At 53.5% G+C, this 24,415-nt stretch carries 19 protein-coding genes and 1 pseudogene; 11 read left to right on the top strand and 9 right to left on the bottom strand.

Features of this window, described 5'->3' with window-relative positions; all coding sequences use genetic code 11:
• The first annotated feature begins 67 nt into the window (after positions 1–67).
• The 6 genes from BAQU_RS01225 to BAQU_RS01200 all read left to right on the top strand — a co-directional run bounded on the left by BAQU_RS01225 (position 68) and on the right by BAQU_RS01200 (position 6,386).
• A complete protein-coding gene (locus BAQU_RS01225) occupies positions 68–679 on the top strand; it encodes an iron transporter (RefSeq protein WP_094692246.1) in 612 nt (203 codons plus the stop codon).
• A 145-nt stretch (positions 680–824) separates the two neighbouring features.
• On the top strand, positions 825–2,099 hold the full coding sequence (locus BAQU_RS01220) for a DUF2318 domain-containing protein (protein ID WP_094692245.1): 1,275 nt from the start codon (positions 825–827) through the stop codon (positions 2,097–2,099).
• Positions 2,100–2,111: 12 nt separating this feature from the next.
• The gene (locus BAQU_RS01215) at positions 2,112–3,518 is read left to right on the top strand and encodes an ABC transporter permease (RefSeq protein WP_094692244.1); all 1,407 of its coding nucleotides are present in this window, start codon (positions 2,112–2,114) and stop codon (positions 3,516–3,518) included.
• A 98-nt stretch (positions 3,519–3,616) separates the two neighbouring features.
• Positions 3,617–4,822 carry an ABC transporter permease gene (locus tag BAQU_RS01210; protein ID WP_094692243.1) on the top strand — a complete coding sequence of 402 codons (1,206 nt, stop codon included), beginning with the start codon at positions 3,617–3,619 and terminating at the stop codon, positions 4,820–4,822.
• 147 nt (positions 4,823–4,969) lie between these two features.
• The gene (locus BAQU_RS01205) at positions 4,970–5,767 is read left to right on the top strand and encodes an ABC transporter ATP-binding protein (RefSeq protein ID WP_094692242.1); all 798 of its coding nucleotides are present in this window, start codon (positions 4,970–4,972) and stop codon (positions 5,765–5,767) included.
• 52 nt (positions 5,768–5,819) lie between these two features.
• The gene (locus tag BAQU_RS01200; protein WP_094692241.1) at positions 5,820–6,386 is read left to right on the top strand and encodes an FMN-binding protein; all 567 of its coding nucleotides are present in this window, start codon (positions 5,820–5,822) and stop codon (positions 6,384–6,386) included.
• A 79-nt stretch (positions 6,387–6,465) separates the two neighbouring features.
• Here the strand turns inward: BAQU_RS01200 and BAQU_RS01195 are convergent, their stop codons facing one another.
• Complete coding sequence (locus BAQU_RS01195; protein WP_094692240.1) at positions 6,466–7,758, bottom strand: class I SAM-dependent methyltransferase; 1,293 nt, start codon at positions 7,756–7,758, stop codon at positions 6,466–6,468.
• A 129-nt stretch (positions 7,759–7,887) separates the two neighbouring features.
• On the opposite strand from BAQU_RS01195, the gene BAQU_RS01190 reads away from it, so the two are divergent.
• On the top strand, positions 7,888–8,337 hold the full coding sequence (locus BAQU_RS01190; protein WP_244568387.1) for a DUF4186 domain-containing protein: 450 nt from the start codon (positions 7,888–7,890) through the stop codon (positions 8,335–8,337).
• Positions 8,338–8,422: 85 nt separating this feature from the next.
• Here the strand turns inward: BAQU_RS01190 and BAQU_RS01185 are convergent, their stop codons facing one another.
• The 7 genes and pseudogenes from BAQU_RS01185 to BAQU_RS01155 all read right to left on the bottom strand — a co-directional run bounded on the left by BAQU_RS01185 (position 8,423) and on the right by BAQU_RS01155 (position 17,305).
• Positions 8,423–9,286 (bottom strand): aldo/keto reductase, encoded by an 864-nt coding sequence (locus BAQU_RS01185; protein ID WP_094692238.1) that lies wholly within the window; start codon positions 9,284–9,286, stop codon positions 8,423–8,425.
• 168 nt (positions 9,287–9,454) lie between these two features.
• Entirely contained in the window at positions 9,455–10,816 is a 1,362-nt protein-coding gene (locus BAQU_RS01180) for an amidase family protein (protein WP_244568386.1), read from the bottom strand.
• Between the two features lie 40 nt (positions 10,817–10,856).
• Positions 10,857–12,197 (bottom strand): allantoinase AllB, encoded by a 1,341-nt coding sequence (allB, locus tag BAQU_RS01175; protein WP_094692237.1) that lies wholly within the window; start codon positions 12,195–12,197, stop codon positions 10,857–10,859.
• Between the two features lie 38 nt (positions 12,198–12,235).
• Positions 12,236–13,588: an allantoate amidohydrolase gene (locus tag BAQU_RS01170; protein ID WP_094692236.1), complete on the bottom strand. Its 1,353-nt coding sequence runs from the start codon at positions 13,586–13,588 to the stop codon at positions 12,236–12,238.
• A complete protein-coding gene (locus BAQU_RS01165; RefSeq protein WP_244568385.1) occupies positions 13,585–14,862 on the bottom strand; it encodes a pyridoxal-phosphate-dependent aminotransferase family protein in 1,278 nt (425 codons plus the stop codon). Before BAQU_RS01165 ends, BAQU_RS01170 begins: the two co-directional genes overlap by 4 nt.
• Before the next feature lie 100 nt (positions 14,863–14,962).
• Positions 14,963–15,709: an aspartate/glutamate racemase family protein gene (locus BAQU_RS01160; protein ID WP_094692235.1), complete on the bottom strand. Its 747-nt coding sequence runs from the start codon at positions 15,707–15,709 to the stop codon at positions 14,963–14,965.
• 27 nt (positions 15,710–15,736) lie between these two features.
• A pseudogene (locus tag BAQU_RS01155) lies at positions 15,737–17,305 on the bottom strand (NCS1 family nucleobase:cation symporter-1).
• A 378-nt stretch (positions 17,306–17,683) separates the two neighbouring features.
• On the opposite strand from BAQU_RS01155, the gene BAQU_RS01150 reads away from it, so the two are divergent.
• Positions 17,684–18,544, top strand: a complete 861-nt coding sequence (locus BAQU_RS01150) for a MurR/RpiR family transcriptional regulator (protein WP_094692234.1) — start codon at positions 17,684–17,686, stop codon at positions 18,542–18,544.
• Between the two features lie 58 nt (positions 18,545–18,602).
• Here BAQU_RS01150 and BAQU_RS01145 read toward each other — a convergent pair whose 3' ends face one another.
• The gene (locus BAQU_RS01145; protein WP_158215603.1) at positions 18,603–19,814 is read right to left on the bottom strand and encodes a lactonase family protein; all 1,212 of its coding nucleotides are present in this window, start codon (positions 19,812–19,814) and stop codon (positions 18,603–18,605) included.
• Positions 19,815–20,170: 356 nt separating this feature from the next.
• On the opposite strand from BAQU_RS01145, the gene BAQU_RS01140 reads away from it, so the two are divergent.
• The 3 genes from BAQU_RS01140 to mvaD all read left to right on the top strand — a co-directional run bounded on the left by BAQU_RS01140 (position 20,171) and on the right by mvaD (position 24,410).
• Positions 20,171–21,925, top strand: a complete 1,755-nt coding sequence (locus BAQU_RS01140; protein ID WP_211277074.1) for an MFS transporter — start codon at positions 20,171–20,173, stop codon at positions 21,923–21,925.
• 242 nt (positions 21,926–22,167) lie between these two features.
• On the top strand, positions 22,168–23,262 hold the full coding sequence (gene mvk, locus BAQU_RS01135; protein WP_211277073.1) for a mevalonate kinase: 1,095 nt from the start codon (positions 22,168–22,170) through the stop codon (positions 23,260–23,262).
• Positions 23,259–24,410, top strand: a complete 1,152-nt coding sequence (gene mvaD, locus BAQU_RS01130; RefSeq protein ID WP_211277072.1) for a diphosphomevalonate decarboxylase — start codon at positions 23,259–23,261, stop codon at positions 24,408–24,410. The genes mvk and mvaD overlap by 4 nt, the downstream gene beginning before the upstream one ends.
• The last annotated feature ends 5 nt before the right edge of the window (positions 24,411–24,415 follow it).

Below are 24,415 nucleotides of genomic sequence, written 5' to 3'. Positions count from 1 at the left end.
TAGAGCGGCACATACAACTTCAACTGAAACCAATCAATAACCCTATAAAACAAGGAATAAGAGAAATATGAAGAAGAATAAACTCATGATAGCCGCCGTGCTTGTTCTTTCCGGAGCACTTGCGCTCTCCGGCTGCGGTTCGGCAGCCACCAGCAGCAGCGCGAAGAGTACATCGTCGGCATCCGATAGCTCTTCGAGCAGTTCCAATGGCTTCGAGGAGGTTCCCATCGGCGATGACCAGCAGGTTGGCCCACTCAATGTGGGCACCGTGTTCTTCCAGCCAGTCGATATGGAACCGGCAGGCATGGGTCTGAAGGCAGCGGATGCAAACATGCATTTGGAAGCGGACATTCATGCGCTCGCCAATAATGAGCTCGGCTACGGCAAAGGTGAATTCGTCCCCGATCTCACGGTGAATTACACCATTACTGATGAAAGCGACGCCAGTAACACTCAATCGGGAACCTTCATGGAGATGAATGCTTCCGATGGCCCACATTATGGTGCAAACATCATGCTCAAGAAGGCTGGAACATACAAGCTTACCTATAAGATCGAATCGCCGGAATCCAAAGGCTGGATGCTGCACGTCGACCCGGAAACCGGTGTGAAGGGCCGTTTCTGGACAACACCATTGACGGTGAGCTGGAACTGGGATTACACGCCACACGAGTGGTAAAGAGTCAGGCGGTACATAACGCTGTACGTTGCCTGTGATGTGCTCGCATTTGTGAAGGGTGTTCTGACAACATTGGTTCTGAAGCATTGGCAGAAGCTCCATTCAGAAATGCGAGTGTGAAAACTGTTTCAGGGAAGGGGTGCACATGCTTGAACAGTTTGTTACCGTGATGCCGGGGACATTGGGCCCGGCTTTGCTCGTTATGTGTCTGAACGTTCTGCTCTCGGTTGGGGAAGGCCGAAAGCGGCCATTGAGCGCACATTGGCGCTGTATCGGACTGGTTGTGGGCATACTTGGAGCCGTTGTATTTGCGGCCTTGCGTGCGACCGCAGTAATCATCCAGCGCACCTTCATCAACTATCCGACGCTTGTGTGCTGCGTTATCGCTGATATCGCGCTTATCATGGTCATCGTGCGTGCGCGTGGCCTCACCCGCGATTGGGCTCATCACGCAGTCTGGCTTCACATTGGAAATGCTGTCGCTGGTATTGCGATTGCCCTCACCGTATTTCGCGCCTTGCCTGATGTGATACTCGAACTGACGATTTTCATTGAGCCAGGCGATCCGGTATTCACTTCCGAGATGCTGCTGCGTGCGCTCGGCTTCATTCTGGGAGTCGCAGCGTCGATCATCGTCGCATGCATCATCAGATCAATACGGCTCACAGCCACACCGTTATGGTTTACGGTTGCAGCGCTGATGTTGATTGCCTTGATTGTTATTCAGCATCTGACGTCGTTGGTTACCTTGATGCTTTCCGTTGGCGACATCATGCTTCAAGGCTTGAGCTTCCATGTGTTGGTGTGGCTCATCAATAATGCGAGTTGGCTGATCATCGCACAGGTATGGGTTTTCATCGTGCCCGCGATTGCAAGTGTTGTTGCTGGTTTCCGCATTCCCGCCGTTGCACGCAATCCAGCGGATTCGCGTAGGCGTACGGCGTTGAGGCGCCGTGCGATGCTTTCGGCAGCGTGGACTGTAATCGTTGCCATTGGTGTCACGGTTGCATTGACCTATGGTGTTGCACAGACCAACAAACAGCCGGTACTCTCTCCTCCAGAAAGCTATTCGCTCTCCCATGATGTCGCAACGATCAAGTTCTCTGAGGTTTCGGACGGGCATCTGCATCGCTTCCAATACAAGGCGAAAGATGGCACAGTGATGCGGTTCATCATTATCAAGAAGAACGGGGGGGCATACGGTGTCGGACTTGATGCATGTGATAACTGTGGCGATGCCGGATACTACGAAAAGGATGGGAAGATCATCTGTAAACGCTGCGATGTCGCTATCAATCTTGCGACCATCGGTTTCAAGGGTGGTTGCAATCCGATTCCTTTCCCCTATAAGACAACCCACGGCGCGATTGTGATCAACACCGCGGATCTTGATGCTTTGTCCAGTCATTTCAAGAGTTGAGGTGATGCTGAGATGTTCTTGAATCGTATGGTGTTTCGCTCGTTAAGCAGGCAATTGCGCCGTCGCATACTGATTGCGGTGAGTGTGGGGCTTTCGACCTGTGTGTGCACTGCCATGCTTGGAGTCGTGTTTGATGTCGGTGACAAGTTAAACGCCGAGCTTTCTACCTATGGCTCGAATATCGTCGTACAGCCAAAGTCGGATGCGGTGATTTCAGATCTGTATTCGTCCGGTGGCGCCGATTCCGGAGATGATTCGGGCAATGCCGCTGCAACAGGAGGTTCGACCGATACCGATCCCACTGCATTCATGAAGGAATCTGACGTGCAGAAGATCAAGACGATCTTCTGGGCATATAACATCACGGATTTTGCGCCTCAGTTGAACATGCATGCAACGGTCGGGGAAGTATGCCGCGATGATTCGCAGAAGGCATCGTGCTCTTCTTCGCCCGGATCCGGGTCATCGTCTGTGGCAATTGTTGGCACATGGTTCGCGAAGACGCTCAGTCTCGATACCGGCGAATCCACCGTTGCCGGCATCCGTAACATGCGCTCGTGGTGGAAGGTGACGGGCAATTGGGCATCCGACAAGATAACCAAGCGGTCTGGCATGGAAAACAGTGAGGCGATGATTGGCAGCACGCTCGCCCAACAGTTGAACGTGCAGGTCGGTGGAAGCATCACCCTGCATAAATCGGGCCGAGAACAGCATGTGCGCATTGTGGGCATCTTCCAATCAGGCGATAGTGATGACAATGCGATATACATGACTTCTGAAGCTGCCGAACGCTTGAACGATACTCCAAATTCGGTTGATCGCATCGAGGTGAAAGCGCTGACTACGCCAGAAAATGACCTGGCGAGGAAGGCGGCGCGTAATCCTGCAGCACTCTCTCAGGAAGAATGGGAAACATGGTATTGCACTGCATATCCTTCGTCAATTGCATATCAGATTGAGGAGGTTATTCCTGGTTCGGTTGCCAAACAGGTGCGTCAGGTTGCCGCGTTGCAGGGCGATGTGCTGAAGAAGACTCAGGCAGTGATGATTCTTATGACAGTGCTGAGTCTGATTTCAGCTGCCATTGCCGTAGCGAATCTTATGGCAGCGTCGATTGGTGAACGTTCCTCGGAATTCGCGTTGCTCAAGGCGATTGGCGCGAGCGATGGTGCGGTGATCCGGTTGATCCTTCTTGAAACGGGTGTGGTAAGTCTGGTGGGTGCGCTCGTTGGGACTGCACTTGGTTCTGGGGCTGCGCAGGTGATTGGACACGTCGTGTTTGGTTCCGGCATTTCGATGAGCCCTATGGTCTTTGTTCTGGTCTTTGTGCTGCTTGCTGTCACGATCCTGTTGGCATCATTGTCTGCCATTCGGTCGATTCTCGGGCTGCGACCGGCGGAGGTGCTGCATGGAAGATAGGATCGCGAGTTTCGCGGATTCGCTGCCTCACTGCGTGGCGTGGCGATACGAGGGGAAGTTGGTTGAATGGTGTTGTCAATGTGTGCAGAGGGATTGATATGAATAACTCACGGATGTTCATGGCGATGATTCTCGGGGCGATATTTCGTAGACGTTCGCGTGCACTGATGGCAGTCATTGCAACGATGGTCGGTGCTGCAACGCTGTTTTGCCTTGCGGCGGTATGTATCGCAGTGCCGCAGCAGATGAATGAGGATATGCGCCCCTATGGTGCGAATCTTGTCGTTGCTGCCATCGAGAAGCAAGGAGCTGAGAAGACCGGCATCTCTGACGCGATGGTTGCGCACACCACCTCGATGGTGCGTGCGAAATCATCTGCCAAATTCGCGACATACCGGTACGAGACCGTGCGTATTAACGCAGCTCCATACATGCTTGCGGGAATCGAGAGCACTCAGGTGAGGGCTCTGAATCACCACTGGAGTGTGCAGGGTTCATGGCCTTCGCATGGTGCGGTAATGGTTGGCAGTGATGTGGCTTCGGCTTTGGGATTGAACGTTGGTGGCAATGTAACGATTGCCTATCAATCCTCAGATAATGGCGGTTCGACTACTTCGAAGACAACGCAGGATGGCCGGGTTTCCACGGATATTCTCAACGGCGGCGGAAGCACATATCGGGTTGCGGGCATCGTTAATACCGGCGGTTCGGAAGACGAGATCGTGTACGCCACGAATGCCGATGTCAATGCACTTTCCGGTGTAAAGCGTGGAGCGGATGTCATTGAATATTCTTCGAGTGCGATGGGTACCGATCTGACCGCGATTGCAACGAGCATCAACGACATGACCAGTATGGGCGTGAAAGCGCAGACTGTCACGAAAATAAGCTCTTCCGACACGAAGATCATCACCATGCTGCAAACATTGTTCTGGTTGATTTCCGTGGTGGTTCTTGCACTCACCTTCGTTGGTGTGGGAACGACCATGACCTCGATCGTTTCCCAAAGGCGCAATGAAATTGGACTTCGCAAGGCTCTCGGTGCTCCCAACTCGAGCATTCGTACCGAGTTCTATACGGAATCGGTTATCTACGGCCTCGTTGGTGGCGGTCTGGGCGCGACCATTGGTTTCTGGCTCGCTCGTTTGCTCTGTTCGCTCGTATTCGGCAGAAACATCGCGATGAATTGGTGGCTCGTGGGTGTCGCGGTTGTCTTGAGTGGAATCATTGCCATTTTGGCGACGATTCGACCCGTTGTGAAGGCTTCGCGCATAGATCCGGCAGTCGTTTTGAGTGAGGAGTGAGCGAAAAATGAATTTTGCGGCCTATTTTAGAGAATCTCCGAGTATAAGCGTTTTTTCGCACCGTCGTTTCAACGTTTTTCAAGCTTCGTTTTTAGACAAGGCAACAAAAAACAATCTCATCGTGAATTTGACACGAAAGGAGCAGACATGCTGCTCGAATTAGATCATGTTTCGAAGATTTATGGCGATTTGCATGCGGTTGATGATCTCAGCCTCTCGGTTCAGGAGGGGGAGTGGCTCGCTATCGTAGGCTCGTCAGGTTCAGGCAAGACCACGCTGATGAACATCATCGGCTGTATGGATACCCCGAGCGAGGGAACGGTGACGCTTGAAGGTCGAGAGCTCAATGATCTGAATGCATCCCAGCTTGCCGATGTAAGAAAGAACATAATCGGACTGGTCTTCCAGAAGTTCTATCTGGTTCCTCACCTGACCGCGGTCGAAAACGTGATGGTCGCCCAGTACTACCATTCGGTCGTCAACGAGAAGCAGGCGATGGAGGCACTCTCCAATGTTGGGCTGGCCGAACGTGCGCACCATTTGCCAAGCCAATTGTCTGGAGGGGAACAGCAACGCGTGTGCATTGCAAGAGCTTTGATAAATTGCCCCAAACTGATTCTGGCTGATGAGCCTACGGGAAACCTTGATGAGGCAAATGAGAAGATTGTGCTCGATCTTTTCAAGAAGTTGCATGCACAGGGTACGACTATTGTGGTCGTTACTCATGATTCGCTTGTTGCTTCATGTGCACAGCGCGAAATCATGCTCAACCATGGTGTATTGGTTGGCGAGCGATGGAACGACGAAGCCGCGCAGCAGCGATATGTCGATGCAGGCGGTGAACCGGCCAAGACTCGTCATGCTGAAAACAGCAAACAGTCGGCCGAGGAATCATCGATGCCTGTAGGTTTTGATACCATCACGAAATCGGCAAAAGCACACTGATTATCAAGCATTGCGGTTGTGATGCAGCCGAAGCAGTCCGAGGGAAGCACAGATGAAGAGCAAGAACAGCACAGATGTCGTTATCAACGCCGCAGCTGTGCCACGAAGAGTGAGACATGCAGCCTTGGCTGCTGTGGGAGTGGTTGCGGCGAGCGTGGTGTTTAGCGCATGCGGTCAGCCGAAAGCCGTACCGATGGACGACGAATACGCTGGCGGTGGCGAAGAGTCAAGTTCCGCTCCCACGGACTCGAGTGGGTCGAGCGGCTCATCCTCTGCATCCTCGACTGCCTCTGCGTCGCCATCATCGACGAAAACTGACAGTGGCACCTACAAGGATGGAACGTATTCAGTCAAGAGCACATACGGGCCGGTTGGTGAAGATTCGATTGATGTGCATGTTAAGGTAACGGCCGGCAAGGTGAGTGATATAGAAGTCGTCGGTCACTCCTCAAACTCGATCTCACAGAAGCATCAGCGAGCCTTCATCAAGGCAGTTCCAGGGGTTGTCGATGGCAAAGCTCTCAAGACCCTCAAGGTGGACAAGGTGGCAGGAGCCAGCTGGACATCTGACGCCTTCAACAAGGCCATAGAGGTAGCCCGAGAACAGGCCTCCGAATAAGACGAGAAACAGATTGTGCTTTGGATGACGGTTTTTCAACCACAATGGTCAAAAACCGTCATCCAAAGCACAAGGTATATCAGTGCCGCGGCCACCATGGGCGGAGCGGGTACGTCGTCGTTCCGGTTTCAGGGTCTGGCTTGATGCAGAGGAACTGATGTATCTGGATTGTGTTCATTTCGAAGTTGAAGCGTGAGCCTGCCATATACACGCCCCAGAGGCGTGCCTTTTGCTCTCCGACCATGTCGACGGCCTTTTTCCAGTTACGCTGAAGGTTCTTGTTCCAGTTCATCAGGGTCAGGGCATAATGCTGGCGAAGATTCTCCTGGTTGATGACTTCGAAACCCACATTGTTGATCACGTATTCGATCTCACCTGGGCTTGCGAGTTCACCATCGGGGAAGATGTAACGGTCAATGAAGCCGCCCGCACGCTTGCCCTGATGTGAATTCGTCCGTGTGATCTGATGATTCAGCAACATGCCGCCTGGACGCAGCTTCTCAAGCATTTCCTTGAAGTAGGCGGGATAATGCTTATGCCCAACGTGCTCCATCATGCCAAGCGAGCAGATTCCATCGAAACCGGACTCAGGAATATCGCGATAATCCTCGAGTCGGACTTCGGCCAGATCTTCAAGACCCTCTTTGCGAATCCAATCATTTGCCCACTGTACTTGCTCCTCTGACAGGGTGACGCCGATAACGTGGATGCCGCGCTTTGCGGCGGTGACCTCCATTGAGCCCCAGCCGCAGCCGATATCCAGCAGATAGTCGCCGGACTTAAGGTTCAGCTTGTCAAGCACAAGGTTCAGCTTGTTGTATTCTGCCTTTTCGAGTGAGTCGTCTTCCTTGTCGAAGCAGGCGCAGGTGTAGGTCATTGAAGGACCGAGGAAGAGATTGTAGAACTCGTTGCTCAGATCGTAGTGATAGCTGACTGTAGTTGCATCGCCCTTTTTGGTATGTGGCAAAATGCCCTCGCTGATGCGCCTGGCCACGGATGGCAGTTCGATCTGAGGTGGCTTGGGAACGTGGAACCCGTGTGAAAGAATCGACGAGGTGATGTTTGCCAAGGTCGCTGCCGTTGGCTTGTGGAACTGAGCTTGCAGTTCCTCCAATTGCTTGAACACCTCATAGGGGTCTCCGGGCGTGAGTTCTGGAGAAGCGATGTCGCCCTGCAGATATGCGCGGGCGAGTCCCAGATCGTTCGGATTTTCGAATATATAATATACAGCCCGTGAATTGCGGACTTCAAGATGAAGTTGTGCATCGTCACTGCCAAAATGGGAACCGTCGAACGCGGTGACCTGTAGAGGCGCGTCGGGATCGACAAATGCCTCAACCATTTCTGCAACATTCATTCTATGCTTCGCCATAAAACCCCAATCTTTTCTGAATGTTCCCCAACAGCCCTGTATCGCAGGGTAAGTACTGCTTACCTAGGTTACTACCCCTGGCATAACAAATCATATGTTTGTTCACTTGTGCAATTTCGGACTGGCGCTATGATTCTCACGTTATACAGTGGAGTCATGCAGCCGAAATATGACACTCAATGGGTTCAGGGGATGCTGGCAAAGCTCGCAAAATCAAAGTTTCGTGCGAGCTTTACGCTGAGTGTAAAAGATAGAGCCTATGCACGGAGCAAGGGTCTGGACACCATCGACCGGCATGCTCATGACATGTTGGGTACTCGCGTTGGTGCTGCTTTCCCTGTAAAGGACGGTAAGCAGACACCGTATCGAGGACATCCAGTCTTCACCGCGCAGCATGCGACAGGCACATGCTGCAGAACGTGTATGGAGCGCTGGTACGGCATTCCCAAAGGTCATGAGCTTACACCAGACGAAATCAACCATCTTTCGGCTGTCATCATGGCCTGGATAGAGCGCGACATGCGTGAACACCCGGTGCAAGCGGCAAGTCACGAGGCCGAACAGCTTACCTTGCTGTAGTGGCTGTAGTGGCTGTAGTGGCTGTAGTGGCTGTAGCGGCTGTAGCGGCTGTAGCGGTTCGGAATGGCGTGTAAGGGTATTTGCCCTACATCTCCTGATGGGTTCGTGGATCGAAGTCGCCCATGCTGCCGTTCGGGCTGTCGAGACTGGCCAATTGTCTGCGGTCTTCGTCGTCGAATTCGAATCCCATGACATCGAGGTTCTCGAGTTGGCGCTTTGGATTCTGCGACTTTGGAATCGGTACATCACCATTGTCTACGTGCCAGCGCAATACGACCTGAGCGGGATTGGCATGGTGTTTCTCTGCAATTTCTACGATTGTTGGGTCGTTCAGCGTCTCACGCATACGGCGGAGCGGACTCCAAGCCTCGGTGATAATGTCATTGCGATCATCGAATGCCTTGATCTCCCGCTGCTGCAGATAGGGATGAAGCTGGATCTGGTTGACGCAAGGTGCGACTCCTGTCTCGGCAACCAAGCGTTGTATATGTTCCGGAAGGAAGTTGCTCACGCCGATATGATGTACCAAACCGCGCTTTTTTGCCTCGATCAGACCTCTCCAGGCGTCAACGTAATGATCCTCGAGCGGATTTGGCCAGTGGATCATATACAGGTCAATGTATTCGAGGTGAGTACGCATCAGGCTCTCCTGCACGGTTGCCAGAGCGTCATCGAAGGACTGATACTTTCCGGGCAGCTTCGAGGTCACGATAATGTCTTCGCGGGAGACTGAGCTGAGCTGGACAGCCTGTCCGACTGTGCCTTCGTTTTCGTATCGGACGGCGCTGTCGAGCAGACGATAGCCGGCATCAAGCGCGGAAACAATCGATTTCACGTCATTGTTACCGCGCAGCTTGTAGGTGCCAAAGCCAATCGCGGGCAGAACCAATCCATCATGCGACTTGCGGGTGGGCAACGGCTGGTCGGCGAACGAGGGAGACAAGGTCATAGGAAACGCCCATTTCTTCTCAACAGTGTGGAAACGACTTCCACTCTAGCAAGGTTTGCAGCGGTTCATGCGTTTGGGCAGGGAATGACGTGCTAGAGCGATGGTGATTTTTCACGGTGTGCAGATCTGGGCGTAAAAGCTCACTGCGGCATGCCGCTCTTGTGTCCCTCACACATTCTTGGCCAGGTGCTCGGCTGCGGCGATTACGCCCTTGTCCGAACCTGAGGGGCCAATGAGACATGCGCCGCAGGGCAAGCCTGCCTTGGTCCTTATCGGAATGTTCACTGCCGGCAAGCCTGCGATGCCGGCGATTGTCGTCAATAGCATGGTTTCGGCTCTGGCGTGCGCGATTGCCTGGATGCTCTCGTCGGAATCTCCGGCGAGCGGTGCGACACAGCTGACGGTTGGAATAAGAAGGAGATGGTTGCCGAGGAGATTCCTGATCTCGGCTCTGGCATCGGCAAAGGTGACGCAGAAATTCTCATAATCTTCCGCGGTGATGTGCATGTCGCGTTCAAAACGTGATGCAATCTGTGGATCCATATCATTCCAATGGTTGCTGACCCACCCACCATGTGCCTTCCATGCTTCGTAACCCCGCACGGTATTGAATATGGTGAGCCAGGCATCAAGCATGTCGTGTGTGATTGCAAGCTCACCCGAATTGGCTGTGATTGTAGAATCGTGGATTTCGCAATCGTGAGTGTGAAGATTGCGAAGCGCTGTGGAACGCCATTGTGAAAATGCGATTCGAACATCCTCGTCAACACAGGAATCCAACAGCACGTCTGTCTTCACGCCGGCTGGTGCGGCTCTATCCGGTTCCGGCATGAGTTGCTCTGCGGCGATGGCAAGTGTGTGCGCATCCCTGGCAAGGATGCCTACCGTGTCAAAGGACGGTGAGAGCGGATGAACACCGTCCCGCTGAATTCTGCCCGTAGAGGTGCGAATGCCCCATAATCCCTGATAGGCGGCAGGTACGCGAATCGAGCCTGCCGTATCTGTGCCGAGCCCAATCTCTGCCTGCCCGCCTGACACCGCAGTTGCGGGTCCTGAAGAGGAACCCCCACTGATTCTGCCAGGTGCGGATGGATTGGGTGCAGCCCCATAGTGGATGTTGACCCCTGACAACGAATAGGCGAATTCATCGGTTTGAGCGATGCCGACCACGTGAGCCCCCGCTTCAAGCAATGAACGAACTGCCGATGCGTGATTCTTCTGTATGCGCGCTTCGCTGAGGAACTTCGGATTACCGGCACCGATGGCAAAACCTTGAACGGCAAAGAGATCCTTGACTGCAACGCCCAAGTCGTGCAGGGGACCATCGTGCACTGGGGGGACAAGAGGATTCCCCACAATTCGCCAGACGCTGGGATCTATGAATTTATGGTCTTGCGATTGCTGAGAATGAGGGCCACCCGCAGCTTCGTGATCGGGAGCGGAAGACAAATCGGGCATCCTCGCTGACACATCTTCGGATGGTTGCAGAGTACGATCTGCTTTGCAATCCTGTCTACTTGATCCATTCATGGCCTGCTCCATCGATTATCGCTCCCATGCCTATTCCCTCTTATTTTCTCAGAATCAAATGTTCCCTGCTTGCAGTCGGCTCTGCCCCGCCAATGAGTGTACGAACGACCACCCCCTGAAGATCCTTGCCGTCAAAGGCACTGATTGGATTGCGGCTACTGAGCTTGGCAGCATCGACAATGAAATGCTCCTGAGGTTTGAGTACAACGAGATCGGCCCTATTGCCGACGGTGATGGATCCGCGATCATGTAATTCTACAAATGCAGAGCTATTGGTCGACATCCAGCGAATCACATCCGCAAGACCTAGACCTCGTTGCATGGCTGAGGTGAGTACGGCACGGAATCCGACTTGTAAGCTCGAAACCCCACCCCAGGCAGAGGCGAGTGTTCCCGCCTTCATACGAGCGGTCGTTGGAGAATGGTCTGTCACCACCATGTCAATCGTGCCGTCCACCAGACCTTCCCACAGCTTGTTCTGTTCCTGGAGACTTCGAATCGGTGGGCAGCATTTAAACGCAGTATTGCCGTCGGGGATGTGGTCGCAGTCCAGAGTGAGGTAATGAGGACAGGTTTCCGCTGTGACTGGCAATCCGCTGGCCTTCGCATCGGCAAGAACGGACACCGTCAGACCGCTGGAAACATGCAGAATATGAGTTTTGCAACCAGTGCGCTCGACCAGCTTCATCACATGTTCCACCGCATCGCTTTCGCTCTTGGCGGGTCGGGATTCAGCGAAGCTGCGATAGCTCTGACCGATTTTTGTGGGGTCCGTCATCAATTCATCCGGTTCTTCCGCATGAATGATGAGTTGACCTCCGAAATCGGCTATCTCCCGCATGGCATCTTCGAGCTGATCAAATGAGAGTGAGCCATATTCTTCGACCCCGCTGGGGGAGAGGAACGCCTTGAATCCGAATACTCCAGCATCCCAGAGTGGTTTGAGATGACCAAGATTCGAACCGTCCACGCCTCCCCAAAAACCGAGTTGCGTATAGGCTTTGCCTGCCGCGATCGATTGTTTGAGTTCGAGTGCATCAACACTTAACGTTGGTGGATTGCTGTTGAGAGGCATGTCGATGACCGTGGTGATGCCACCGTATGCCGCTGCTCGCGTGGCATAGTCGAATCCTTCCCACTCGGTACGCCCTGGCTCATTGATGTGTACATGGGTATCCACCACGCCAGGAATGAGCACCTCATCATCACTGAGCAACGTTTCTCGCTTCGATGCAATGCTCCCGGCAGGATCTTCGCAAACCTGGCTTATCGTTTCGCCAGTGATGCCAACTGAAGCTTGAGAGACAACACCATTGATCAGTATCTTGCCTCGGAAGACTTCGTCGGCAGTTCGAGCGGAACCGTCATCGTTATTATGCATATGAAACCTCCAACTTCGTGTTGAGCTGTGTGATGTGCCTAAGCTTGATCGAATCGAGCGGCGAGCGTTTCCACAGCCTGCTCAAATGCATCGATGCCAAGGGCGACATCGATGTCTCTCACGGATTCATCAGGACTGTGGCTGATGCCTCCCTTGCAGCGTACATACAGCATGGCAATGGGAAGCAAGTCGGAAACGGCCATGCCATCATGCCCGGGGAAGCTTACCAGACCAAAGGCATCCTTGCCCTCAGCCTTCTCGATGCCTTCGGCGATGCATGAGCGCAATTGAGTATCGCAAGTTACCGCACTCGCGGTGTGAATGAGCTTTCTTTCCACGCTGACCTTACGGGATGTGCAGATGGTATCGATGGCGTTCCACATCGCGGCCAATGTCGAATCACGTATGTCATCGGTGCCCGCCCGCACGTCGAGGCTGAACGTCGTTGTACCGGCAATCACATTCACGCCGCCCGGGAAGGCGGAGATTTCGCCAACGTTGGATCTTGCCCCTGCCTCACGGCTGATACGATCGATGCTTTCAATCATCTCTGCGGCGGCGGTAAGAGCATCCCTTCTCAGGTTGTATGGGGTGGCAATGTGCCGAGATTCCCCGGTTACTGTTATGACATATCGCGATGCAGCTGCAATGGAAGACACGAAAGACAAGGATCTGTCACGAGACTCAAGAATAGGTCCCTGTTCAATGTGGAGCTCCATATAGCCAAAGGCATCTGCAGGGCTCAAGGCTGCCTTGCCGACATCGTCAGGGTCAAGCCCAAAGTCGAGGAATGCCTCTCTCATGCTGATGCCGTCGGCGTCCTTGAGATTGAGCCATTCGCGATTCCAACTGCCCGCAAGGGCATACGAACCGAGAAGAGTGGCTCCAAAGCGTGCACCCTCTTCATCTCCGAATCCCACGACTTCCAGTGAGAAGGGCAGCCTGTTCATCAGTCCACTGGTAGTTAGCCGTTTCGCTACAGCAATTGCAGAGACGACACCAAGGATGCCGTCATATCGTCCGGCATCGGGCACGCTGTCAAGGTGTGAGCCAAGAACGAGTGCCGGAAGACCATTTTCGCGCCCTTCGACTTTGCCCACAAGATTGCCGGCCGGGTCGATATGGACCGTCAAACCCGCTTCCTTCATCCATGAGCCCGTGAGCTGGTATGCACTCTTCATCTCTGGTGAAAGATAGGTGCGTTCAATGCCGTGTTTCATCTGAGAGAATCCGGCAAGCTGGTCGCAGCGATCCATGATGATGCCGGCCTCGCTGCTTGCCCATTCACTTGGTCTGCCATATGGATGCGAGAGTGCCAGAGCCGAATCCAGGGAATCCGTTGTCGTTTCCCGCGTTGTTTCCCTCGTCGTTTCCTTCAGCGATGCCTTCATGCCTTGCTCTCTTTCTCTGACTGGGCGTAGATGGCGGAAGCTGCATCAATGCCCTTCTGAATGTCAAGTTTCGCGCCGTTTTGATTGAGAACCGTGCCCAAAGCCGATGCGGCCGTGAGTACTGCATCCTTCCGGGCATTCCACGCCATGACTCCGATTCGCCAGATTTTGCCTTGCAGTGGGCCGAATGAGGACGCGATTTCAACGCCGAACTCCTCAAGCAGTTGTGAACGGATTGCCGTGTCATGAAGACCGTCTGGAATGACTACGCCTATGACGTCGTTCATTCGCGTTTGCTGATCTCCATACAGTTTCAGGCCCATCTTTAGCAGTGCGGTTGACATTGCAAGTCCGTTGATTTGATGGCGTTCGATCACATGATCTATTCCCTCTTCAGCGATGATTCGGGTAGCCTCGTGCACTCCATAGAGCAGGTGTGTGGCCTCGGTGTGGTGATTGAGATGCCGCGGTCCCCAATAGTCGATGATCTGTGGCAGATCGAAGTAGTTGCTGTTAATGCGGTTGTTCTGTATCTCTTCGCTGGTGTCGGCTATGCCGGCCTCAATGCTTTTGCGTTCATCCATCACTGCGACCGCTCGCTCAGAAATGGTGATTGGAGCCATGCCCGATGAAGCTCCCAGGCATTTCTGCATCCCGGCAGTGACGATGTCGATCTGCCATTCGTCGGTTTTCAGCTCGTTGCCGGCTAGTGAAGCGGTTGCATCGGTGAAGAGCAATGCGCCATTCTCGTGGCAGATCTCACCGAGTCCTTCGAGTGGTTGCAGCATGGTCGTCGATGTGTCTCCATGAACCGTGGCTACAAGTTTTGGGTGAATGCGCCTGATCGCATCGGCGATTTCGTCGATGCTGAAGACTTCACCCCACGGGCGCTCGATAACATGGGTCTCAGCCTTGCACCGTTGGGCAATCTCCTTGAGAAGCATCCCGAAGCGTCCGGCGCAGCAGACCAACACCTTGTCGCCTGGCGCAAGCACGGAGACGAAGGCGGCTTCGATTGCTGAACGTGACGTTCCGTCAACGACGAATGTCTGTTTGTTGGTTGTTTTGAAAATCGCACGCAGCATGAGCTGAACTTCGCCCATGACCTTGAACATGTATGGGTCGAACTGTCCGACCGTAGGCTGTGACATCGCACTCAATACTCGTGGGTCGACATTCACCGGTCCCGGTGCCATAAGCAAACGATGCGGTGGGTTCAAAGGTTCCACCTGCATGACTTCTGCATTGATATTTTCATTGGACTCTGCGCTCATAACCTCTCCTTTGGGCTTGAAACCTCTGTAGGAAATCTCTGGATCATTCATATATGAAATTTATTATTCAAAAATTACCAACTTGAAACAATTATTTCTATCATGAATCTGCCCCATCCAGAGTGAACGGTTGCAACAGCCCAACGACAGGCTTTGCCGGAGGAAGTGCGAATTCTCCCGTGGTGCTTGTACGTATCTTCATTCTCACCAAAGCCTGAGCGAGTGATACAGCGGCCTCAACACCGTCAATCACAGGAACATGCAGCGCTTCGGTAAGGCGTTGGCACATTCCGGCCATGCCGGCGCAGCCCAGAACGATGGAATCTGCGCCGGATTCGGCAAGCACCTTCTTTGATTCGGTCTCCAGCTTGCGATAGCAGGTCTGCGGGTCGTTCTCAAGAGCGAGAACGGGTATTTCACAGGCTGCGTAGCTCACACAGAGCTTTGAAAATCCATAGGCATCAACCAAGTCCCTTGCCCTGCCCAATGTTCGAGACAGTGTGGTGACTATGCCGAATGATCTGCCGGTGAAGCTGGCTGCATGAAACGCCGCTTCAGCAATGCCGAGAACCGGAGCGGACGTCAACTCTCTGGCTGCGTCGAGCCCTGGATCTCCAAAGCATGCAATCACATACGAATCTGTGCCTTCGTCTTCACCTCGGCGAATCTCGTCAAGTACACCGAGACTGGCAAGAGCTTCGTCATAGTGACTCTCAATGGACACGGGTCCCATCCTTGGGCTCACTGCCTCGATGGTTGTGCCATCTTCTGCTACCAATAGCGCAGCGTGCTTGATGGACTGCGTCATCGCTTCGGTTGTATTCGGGTTGATTACCTTGATTTTCATAACGGTGTCTATGCCTTCGTTGAATGATCAATTATTTGCCGGCAGAGCGCCGTTGTTGACGTCTGGCGAAGCGGCATCCAGCTGTGGCATCTGTGGATTCCTCCGTTCGAGGATCACGAACAGAACATATCCCAAGCCAGCGCCGATGAACCAGCTGAAGTTGGAAATCCATGTGATGTCGAAGAGTCCAAGCTGCTTAAGAGGCGAAGGGGCGATGGCGCTTGCGACCGAGATGACACCGGCGATGGCGAGTGCAAGCACTGCATTGGGGTTGAATCCCTTGTGATACCAGTAGTGTCCTTTCGGACTCATCGTGAACATGTCGTCAACGGCTACGAGCTGCTTTGAGATGGTGAAATACCCGGCGATCAGAATGCCGAAGAGTGGTCCAATCAGCGATCCGAGAAGGTCGAGCGTGTAGTGGATTGCCTGATCGTTTGCGTACCAGTTCCATGGGGTGATGACGACCGATCCGATTGCGGCGATCATGCCACCTGCGCGCCAGCTGATCTTCTGAGGATTGACGTGTGAGAAGTCGAATGCCGGTGAAACAAAGTTTGCAACGATGTTGATGCCCACGGTTGCAATGACGAAGGTCAAGCCTCCAAGAAGAATTGCAACTGGAGCGCCGATCTGTTCAACGGTTTCGATTGGGTCGGTGATGAGTTTGCCGAACACGGGTTCCGTTGCCGAGGCGCAGATGACGGTGAGCAGTGAGAAGACGAGGAAGTTGACGGGGAGTCCCCAGAAGTTACCCTTCTTGACGCTCTTGTAGGTGTGCGAGTACCTTGAAAAATCGCCGAAGTTCAGCATGGGTCCTGCAAAGTACGACACGACCAGTGCAATCGCGGTGATGATGACTGGGATTGACTGCATGAAGCTCAGTGGCTTGCCGGATGAGAGATTGAGGTTGATGTGGCTGATGCCTCCGGCCTCGATAACGAGGTAGACGGCGAGAATGAACATGACTGCATACACGAGTGGGCCCGCCCAGTCGATGAATTTGCGGATGGCGTTCATACCCTTCCAGAAGACGCAGGTCTGTGCGATCCATAGGATTCCATACGAGATTCAGCCGAGTGCAGACAGCCCAAGGAACTTATAGTCCGTCGCAAGGGTCTGGGATGAGGGAATGAATTTCAGAAATACGATGTTCAACGATTCGGATGCAAGGAATGTCTGGACGCCGTACCATGCCACGGCGATGATTCCTCTGATGATTGCGGGAATGTTGGCACCCTTGACGCCGAATACGAATCGGGTGGTGACGGGGAATGGGACACCCATGCTTTGGCTTGGTTTTGCAACCAGATTGACGAAAACCTGAACGATGACGATTCCCACAATGAGTGCGAGCAGCACCTGCCAGCTTGCTATACCCAGTGCGAAGAGGCTTCCTGCGGTCACATATCCACCCACGGAATGAACGTCTGACATCCAGAATGCGAAAATGTTGTACCAAGACCACGTCTGTTTCTTGAGTGGTGCGAGATCCGAATTGGCCAGACGTGCATCGTAGTCGCTTTTGATGATCACCTCATCTTGCGGGGTTGTGTGACTGTGTTGTATTCCTTCTTCAACTGATATTGAAGTCATGTCTGTTCTCCTTGCCAAGCGAGCTTCTGCGATGGTTGACGGCAGAGGGTGTGGAAATTTCAATTTCAGTGAGAACTTAGTGAATTGAACCGATTGCTGTATATCTTGAAGCTCAACGTGTGATGACGGATTCACTATCTGAAATATTTGTTTCAGAACTTATATTCTGAAATTTCTATTTCGTTACGTAATTGTGCGAGACGGAACATTTGGTGTCAAAGTCACTTATATGTGGAAACCTATTGGTAAAGGATCGGAAATATTCGTTACTTGGTGCCTGCTGCTGCTCTGCCGGGCAGCACATGCGGGTGCGCAAGTCGCCAGCTCATGATCTGGGGCAGTGTTCAAAGGCGGCCACCATTGTAAGATGTGAGGGTGATGAGCATAGTTGAGCGTATACAGGAAAATTACGATTCACTTACAGCAGCTGAGCAAGACGCAGCGATGTTCATTCTTGGGCATCTTTCGGATGCGCTCCTTTTGAACTCGGCGGAACTCTCCAAGCTCTCCAAGGTCTCTCAGCCAACCCTAAGCCGCCTGTACCGTAAGATAGGGTTTCGCAATGCAGCGGAATTCAAGCGTGATATACGAAGGCATCATCAACCCGGATCGCCTGAGTTCCTCAGCCAGGGAGAAACCACCAGGGGTCTGTTGGTCGATCATATGAACAACGATGTCGCCGCGCTGCAGCACACCTTCAGCCGACTCGACAACGCCACGATGGATCGAATTGCTCAATCGATTATGAAGGCCAGAAATGTTGCAGTCATTGGGCTGCGAAATAACTATCCGATGGCCCTGCACCTACGTGAGCAACTGATGCAGTCACGGGCAAGGGTGCAGGCGCTTCCAGAGCCGGGGCAAAGCCTGGCCGAAGAGATAGTGGATTTGAACAAGGAGGACGTTGCAATCCTCTTTGGAGCGCGCAGACGCACGGCAGTGTTCCACAATCTTGCCACAACGCTTGCGGAACAGCATGTGCAACTCATCATCATCGGCGATTCTACAGTTCGTCGAACCGCACTCGAAGCAGATGCGCAATTCATTGAGACCGATCTCCACTCTCATGTGCTCTCAAGCTACACGGCCGTATTCAGTGTGCTTGCACTGATCGCCGATTATGTGGCAACCAGCGCTCAGCAAGGTGAGAATGTGGATGCATCCCGGAGTCGAATCGATACGATCAATCAGCGTTTTGACAAACTCAGAGAGCTGGAGAACTATGCATCCCGTCGGTGAATGTGAGATGCAGCACAACAGGCTTATCGCGCATGGGATGCCTCCTGAATCGGATTTCTCAAACGCTCAGGATGCAGGTCGGCGAGGGGATATGCAGCGAAGCTTCCTCATGAGGTTGGCCGTCATCATCGCAGGTAAAGCCATTGATCGTGGACGTAAGCTGATTCGAGACGAGCAGTCTGTGACCGATTGCCAGAATATGTCTTGGCCAGCTTCCGCCGCTGGGGAAACCGCTCTGCCATGAGTCGTCACCTGAATTTGAGAGTCTTGCCAGCGTGGATCCATTCCAACGCAGCGGGATGATGCGGTTGGTTCCACGCAGCCCGACATAGGCGAAGCCGTGCTCGGGGTCATTGGCATCGTCGGGGATATATGCCAGCGATGATGCCTGATCCTTCTGCGTTGCGCCAAGATCCACATTCGTGACGATGCTGATTCCTGCAGGATTGGATGAGTCAAGTCGCAACACGAACGCCTTGCGGCTCCATTCGGTAATGAGGATGATTGCAACCGAATCGCCAAAGTCCTGCAGATGCGCGGGCAGCATGTGCAAGTCCCTCGGCCCGGTACCGGCTGGCAGCTGTAGTGATCCAATCTCGTTGAGATTTCCGTTGCTCCAAGCATATGTGCGGATGCGGTCTGCGCCGAGGTCACTGACCAATACCAAATGGCGGGCGGATGGAGATGATCCGGCAGTATTCTGCGCGCGGGCCTCTATCGGGAGAATCCAATGAGCATGGGAATGTTCCTGTGCGGGGAGAGGACCATGCCCTTCTCCATGCAAGGCTTGCTCGGCCTTGCCAATGCTTCCCTGCGCATCGATAGGATGTACGGTTACGGTTCCATCGCCGTAGCAGGCACTCACTATATGCATGGAGCCCACATCGTCCTTGCACAGGGCAACGTGCGTCGGACCTTCACCCGGCGTGCTCACTCGCGATAGCTGGTGGAGTTGAAGCCCTGGGTGCTGCCGATCCCTGCTCGTCGTGCATGAGTATGACACGAGTTCGTTGCTGAATTCCAGACAGCCATACACGCTGCCGTTGTTGAGGCACAGCCATGATGGTGAAGGAATCTTAGCCACGCATCCGTGATGTTCGAGTCCGATGCCATCTTCGTTACCATACCCATGACCTGATCGGCCAGTAGATTGATGGCATGCAGTGATCCATTCGATGCCCTGTGCCTGGCCATCTCCGTCTGCACTCCAGCCGCCCACAAGCAGTTCCTGATCATTGTCATATGCCGGTGTTCCCAAACGTGTTCCCATACAGAGCATTCTACCGATGCTGTGGAGATGATTGATACTGGGCAGATTCCCCAATTCCGCACCATGCGGTATTATTGTCGGGCTTTGCGATACGACGTGTGGTGCGCGTTGCCACGCGATGGAAAGTCCCGTATCGATAAGGTCAGTGCATAGAGCATCACATTCACTGACCGAATGCTGACTGTGGCGCGTTATTTGCGTGTGTTTTCCGCCTGATTGAGGACCATTGCTCCGGTCTTTTGCATGAATTTTGGCTGCAGAAAGTCAATTTGGGCTTCCGAGCTCGATTGCGCAATAACGACAAAGTCGGCCCATAAGCAGGATCGAAGAGCACGATCTGCATATACAAGGAAAGAATGCACAGCAAGTCAACTACACGAACGTCACATGGTATGAAAACCTCTTCCGAAGCTTCGATGGCTGCAGCGAGATCGGCCACTCAGAAGGAAACGCAGACAAGGCAAGCAGAGGAGGAAAGAAAGGTCGCGAAATCGGATCGCACAAGGAAGCATCATCGCATTCGCTTCCCCTTCCCACGACCCAGAAATCTTCAACGAGATGACATCGTTATGGTCGAGGAGGATTCCGTCAAGCAGGCAGTGCTTGGCACTTCGGTGGGCAATTTCATGGAATGGTTCGATTTCGGCATTTATGGCTATCTGACGGTGGTGATGACGACCGTCTTCACCAAAGGCATTCCGAATTCGCTGGGCGTTCTGATAATGTTGCTGGGCTTTGCGGTGAGCTTCCTGGCTCGTCCTCTCGGAGGATTCATTCTCGGGCCATTGGGCGATAGAATCGGCCGGCAGAAGGTGCTGTTCATCACCATGTCGGTGATGGCAGTCTCCACATCGTTGATCGGGGCCCTGCCTTCTGCGGCGCAGATCGGTCTATGGGCACCGGTGCCTCTGTATGTTCTCAAGATGATCCAAGGTTTCTCCACAGGCGGTGAATATGCAGGAGCAGCGACATATGTGTCCGAGTTCTCTCCAGACAGACGCCGAGGGTTCTTCAGTTCATGGCTTGATGTCGGTTCGTATCTTGGTTTCGCCGTCGGTGCAGGCGCGGTGGCGGTCACGACCGCCATTTCCGAACACTACTGGGGTATTGACGCGATGGTGAACTGGGCTTGGCGAATCCCATATTTCCTGGCGATTCCTCTTGGGGTCATCGCGGTGTACTTCCGGTCTCGAATACCTGAGACTCCTCATTTCGAGCTTGAAGATCCTGATGTTGACATGAGCAAACCGAGAATATCCAAGCGAGGGCGTTGGCGCTTCTCCATCGTTGGACCGAAGCAACGCGATGAACGCATATTCGCCACGCATTCGCTTCGTGGCGTTTTCAAACATTTCCACAAGGAGATTCTTCTTGGCATCGCACTCGTCGCAGCAGGCAACACACTTGGATACATTCTGACAAGCTACATGCCAACATATCTTTCACATGAACTTGGCGAAAGCACCACCAATTCAGCCATGGCCACGATTCCAGTACTGGTGCTCATAACAATCCTGATGCCGTTCGCCGGCCGTCTTTCGGATCGCTATGGAAGAAAGCCTGTGTTCGTCACATCCGCGGTGATTGCTGTGGCCGCGGTGATTCCTGCATTCATGCTCATCAATTCGGGCAATTCGCTTGCCATGCATCTTTCGCTCATCATGCTTGCACTGCCGGTTGCCGGTTATATCAGTGTGATTGCCTCGGCGCTTCCGGCACTTTTCCCGACAGCTTCACGTTTCGGAGGAATGGCCATCACCTATAACGTTGGTGTTTCACTTTTTGGTGGCACCACACCATTCTTCGTGCAGGGATTGATCGAGTTGACTGGCAACGCCTATATGCCTGCGTTCTATGTGATGCTGTTCTCAGTGATTGGCGGAATCGCCATCCTGTTCCTTCCTGAAACTGCCGGAAAGAACCTCATGGGTTCGATGCCGGCCGTATCTTCGGCCCAAGAGGCCTCAGAAATACTCGCCACACAGCAGATTGATCCGAAAATCGATCTGGACACGATGCCCGTTGACGCGGTGACTGAAGCGTGGAAAGTTTCGGGCACAGGCGAGCAGAAAACATCTCACAACGCAAACGATCAGCAGCTTGCACGATAGCATGTCGAACGAGTCAACGAGATCGCGAGTTTCTATCTCAAAACTTTGCAGCGGAATTGTGAATCTCCACTGTATTATCATCGTTCTGCGCTGCGGGCGAGAGGCAATCGACCGTATAATCCTTAAACGGTATGCATATAAATAATGGCGAGAGTGAATTTCGCCGGTAACGGTTCGTGCGACGGTTCTGAATCGCGATATGCACCAGGATCGTTGAGCCGGAAAGGTGGAGCAGAGCTTTCATGAAGGAACTGACGTATGAGCAAGACCGTAGACGAGCGCAGTCGGCCCTTCTGGGCACTGAGACTGCGTCGAAGGTCTCGGGTCATGTGATGCGTTCTGCCAGTCCTCAGCTTGCTTCCCATACTGCGCACGTCGATAGCACCTCGCGTGGGGCATTTCATTCCGGATATGGCGAAACATGGGCAAAGACGATACTTATTGGAGAGCACAGCGCAGTCTACGGATACCCTGCGGTGGCCTTTCCCCTGCACAGCATGAAGATGAAGGCGTGGGCAACTCCGAACCTCAATGGCAGACACGAATTACGAGCCCTGGGATTCAGCGCCCCGTTGGAGGAATCCGGTCAACGTTTCGCCGGCATTCGAAGAGCTGTGACTGTTGCAGAGGAATTCGTCTCACCGAGACGCTGGTCGGCCTTCACCTTCGTGACCGAGGCGGATTTTCCGGCAGAACGAGGACTTGGTTCTTCGGCCGCCGCGGCTGGAGCCGTTATCCGAGCAGTGCTGGATGCCTACGGAATGAGCGCTACTTCTCAAGAACTGTTTGAACTCACCAATCGCGCAGAAATGGTCACCCATGGTCACCCATCTGGTCTGGATTCGGCAACCACATGCTCTCGCAATGCCGTGATGCTTAGCGCAGGCAGAATCTCACAGCTATCCATTCAGTCTTCGGGTGTACTGATCATTGCCGATTCGGGAATCTGTGGAAGTACACGTGAGGCGGTTGATAGTGTACGTAGCCAATACGAGCAGGATAAGCCCCGTGTTGGCGCGATTCTCGCGGAACTTGGCACTCTGGGGTCACAGTCCGTGAATGATCTGCAACGAGGAGCGATTGGCGATTTGGGAGTTCATATGAACGCTGCTCATATCCTGCTTGCCCAACTCAAGGTAAGCGATCCAACCTTGAACAGGTTGGTGAGTGCCGCACGCGAGTCAGGAGCTTTGGGTGCGAAGATGACCGGCGGTGGACTTGGCGGCTGCATCGTCGCACTCGCGGCAGACCAGAGGCAGGCTGATACGGTTATGCGCAAGCTCAAGCAAACAGGTGCACGAGGCGTCTGGTCCCATAGGCTCGGAGCCGTGGCATGAGACTGGAGAGTGCACAGATCAACGCACAGATAGATCAGGTGTCTTCCGGGTCGATGCAGGCAACCGCCAGTGCAAACGCCAATATCGCTCTCGTGAAATACTGGGGCAAGGCCGACGAATCACTGATCATTCCAAATGCGTCCAGCCTTTCTCTGACCGTTGATGGATTGAGCACGACCACCCAGGTCACGTTCCATACCGATACATCCAGCAGGGACTTGAAATCCATACATACGTCCGAAGAGTGTAGCGATGCTTCTGCGACGAGTCCCGATACTTTGATAATTGACGGAGAACGGCATCAGGGAAAGGCCTTGCACAGGGTGAGTTCCTTTCTCGATAGGATTCGTGAGCTCTCTGGAATTCATGCGCCTGCCAGCGTTATCTCACACAATACCGTGCCGTATGCGGCAGGCCTGGCGAGTTCCGCATCCGCATTCGCAGCGCTCGCGGCAGCGGCTTCGCGCGCGGCTGGTCTGAATCTGGACGACAGGTATCTTTCAAGACTGGCAAGGTGTGGTTCGGGCTCGGCTTCACGCTCCATCTATGCTGGTTTGGCGGTGTGGCAGGCCGGACATGACGATGCCACTTCATATGCCGAACCAATTGCATCCCTGCTTGAATCCAATGGTGAGTCTGTTGCTGCGGGTAGGTCTGCACACGACTTCGGCATGCAGCTCGCGATGATCGTAATACTTATTTCTGACAAGAAGAAGGCCGTCTCAAGCCGCGTCGCCATGCGTCGCTCTGTTGAGACTTCGCCCTTGTACGGATCCTGGATTCAATCATGCACAGACGATCTGCAGCAGGCCATCACTGCTGTCAGTCGTGGCGACGTCGAGATGCTTGGAGTTGTGACTGAAAGAAACTCATATGGCATGCATGCAACGATGATGACGGCGCAGCCGCCAGTTCTGTATTGGCAGCCAGAAACAGTGGAGGCATTGCACGCGGTTGAGGATGTTCGCGCCAGTGGCTTGGGAGCCTGGTCTACGATGGACGCAGGGCCAAATGTCAAGGTGCTCACTTCTGCGCAGGATGCTGTGCACGTATGTGAAGCACTGCGTGAACGTATGCCGCAGCGCGATATTCACATACATATGGCCGGTGAGGGTGTCCGAATACTGGATCAACATTTGGACATATAAAGTCG

The sequence above is a fragment of the Bifidobacterium aquikefiri genome (genome assembly GCF_002259795.1).
Classification (GTDB): domain Bacteria; phylum Actinomycetota; class Actinomycetes; order Actinomycetales; family Bifidobacteriaceae; genus Bombiscardovia; species Bombiscardovia aquikefiri.
This window is presented reverse-complemented; position numbering and strand designations above follow the sequence as displayed.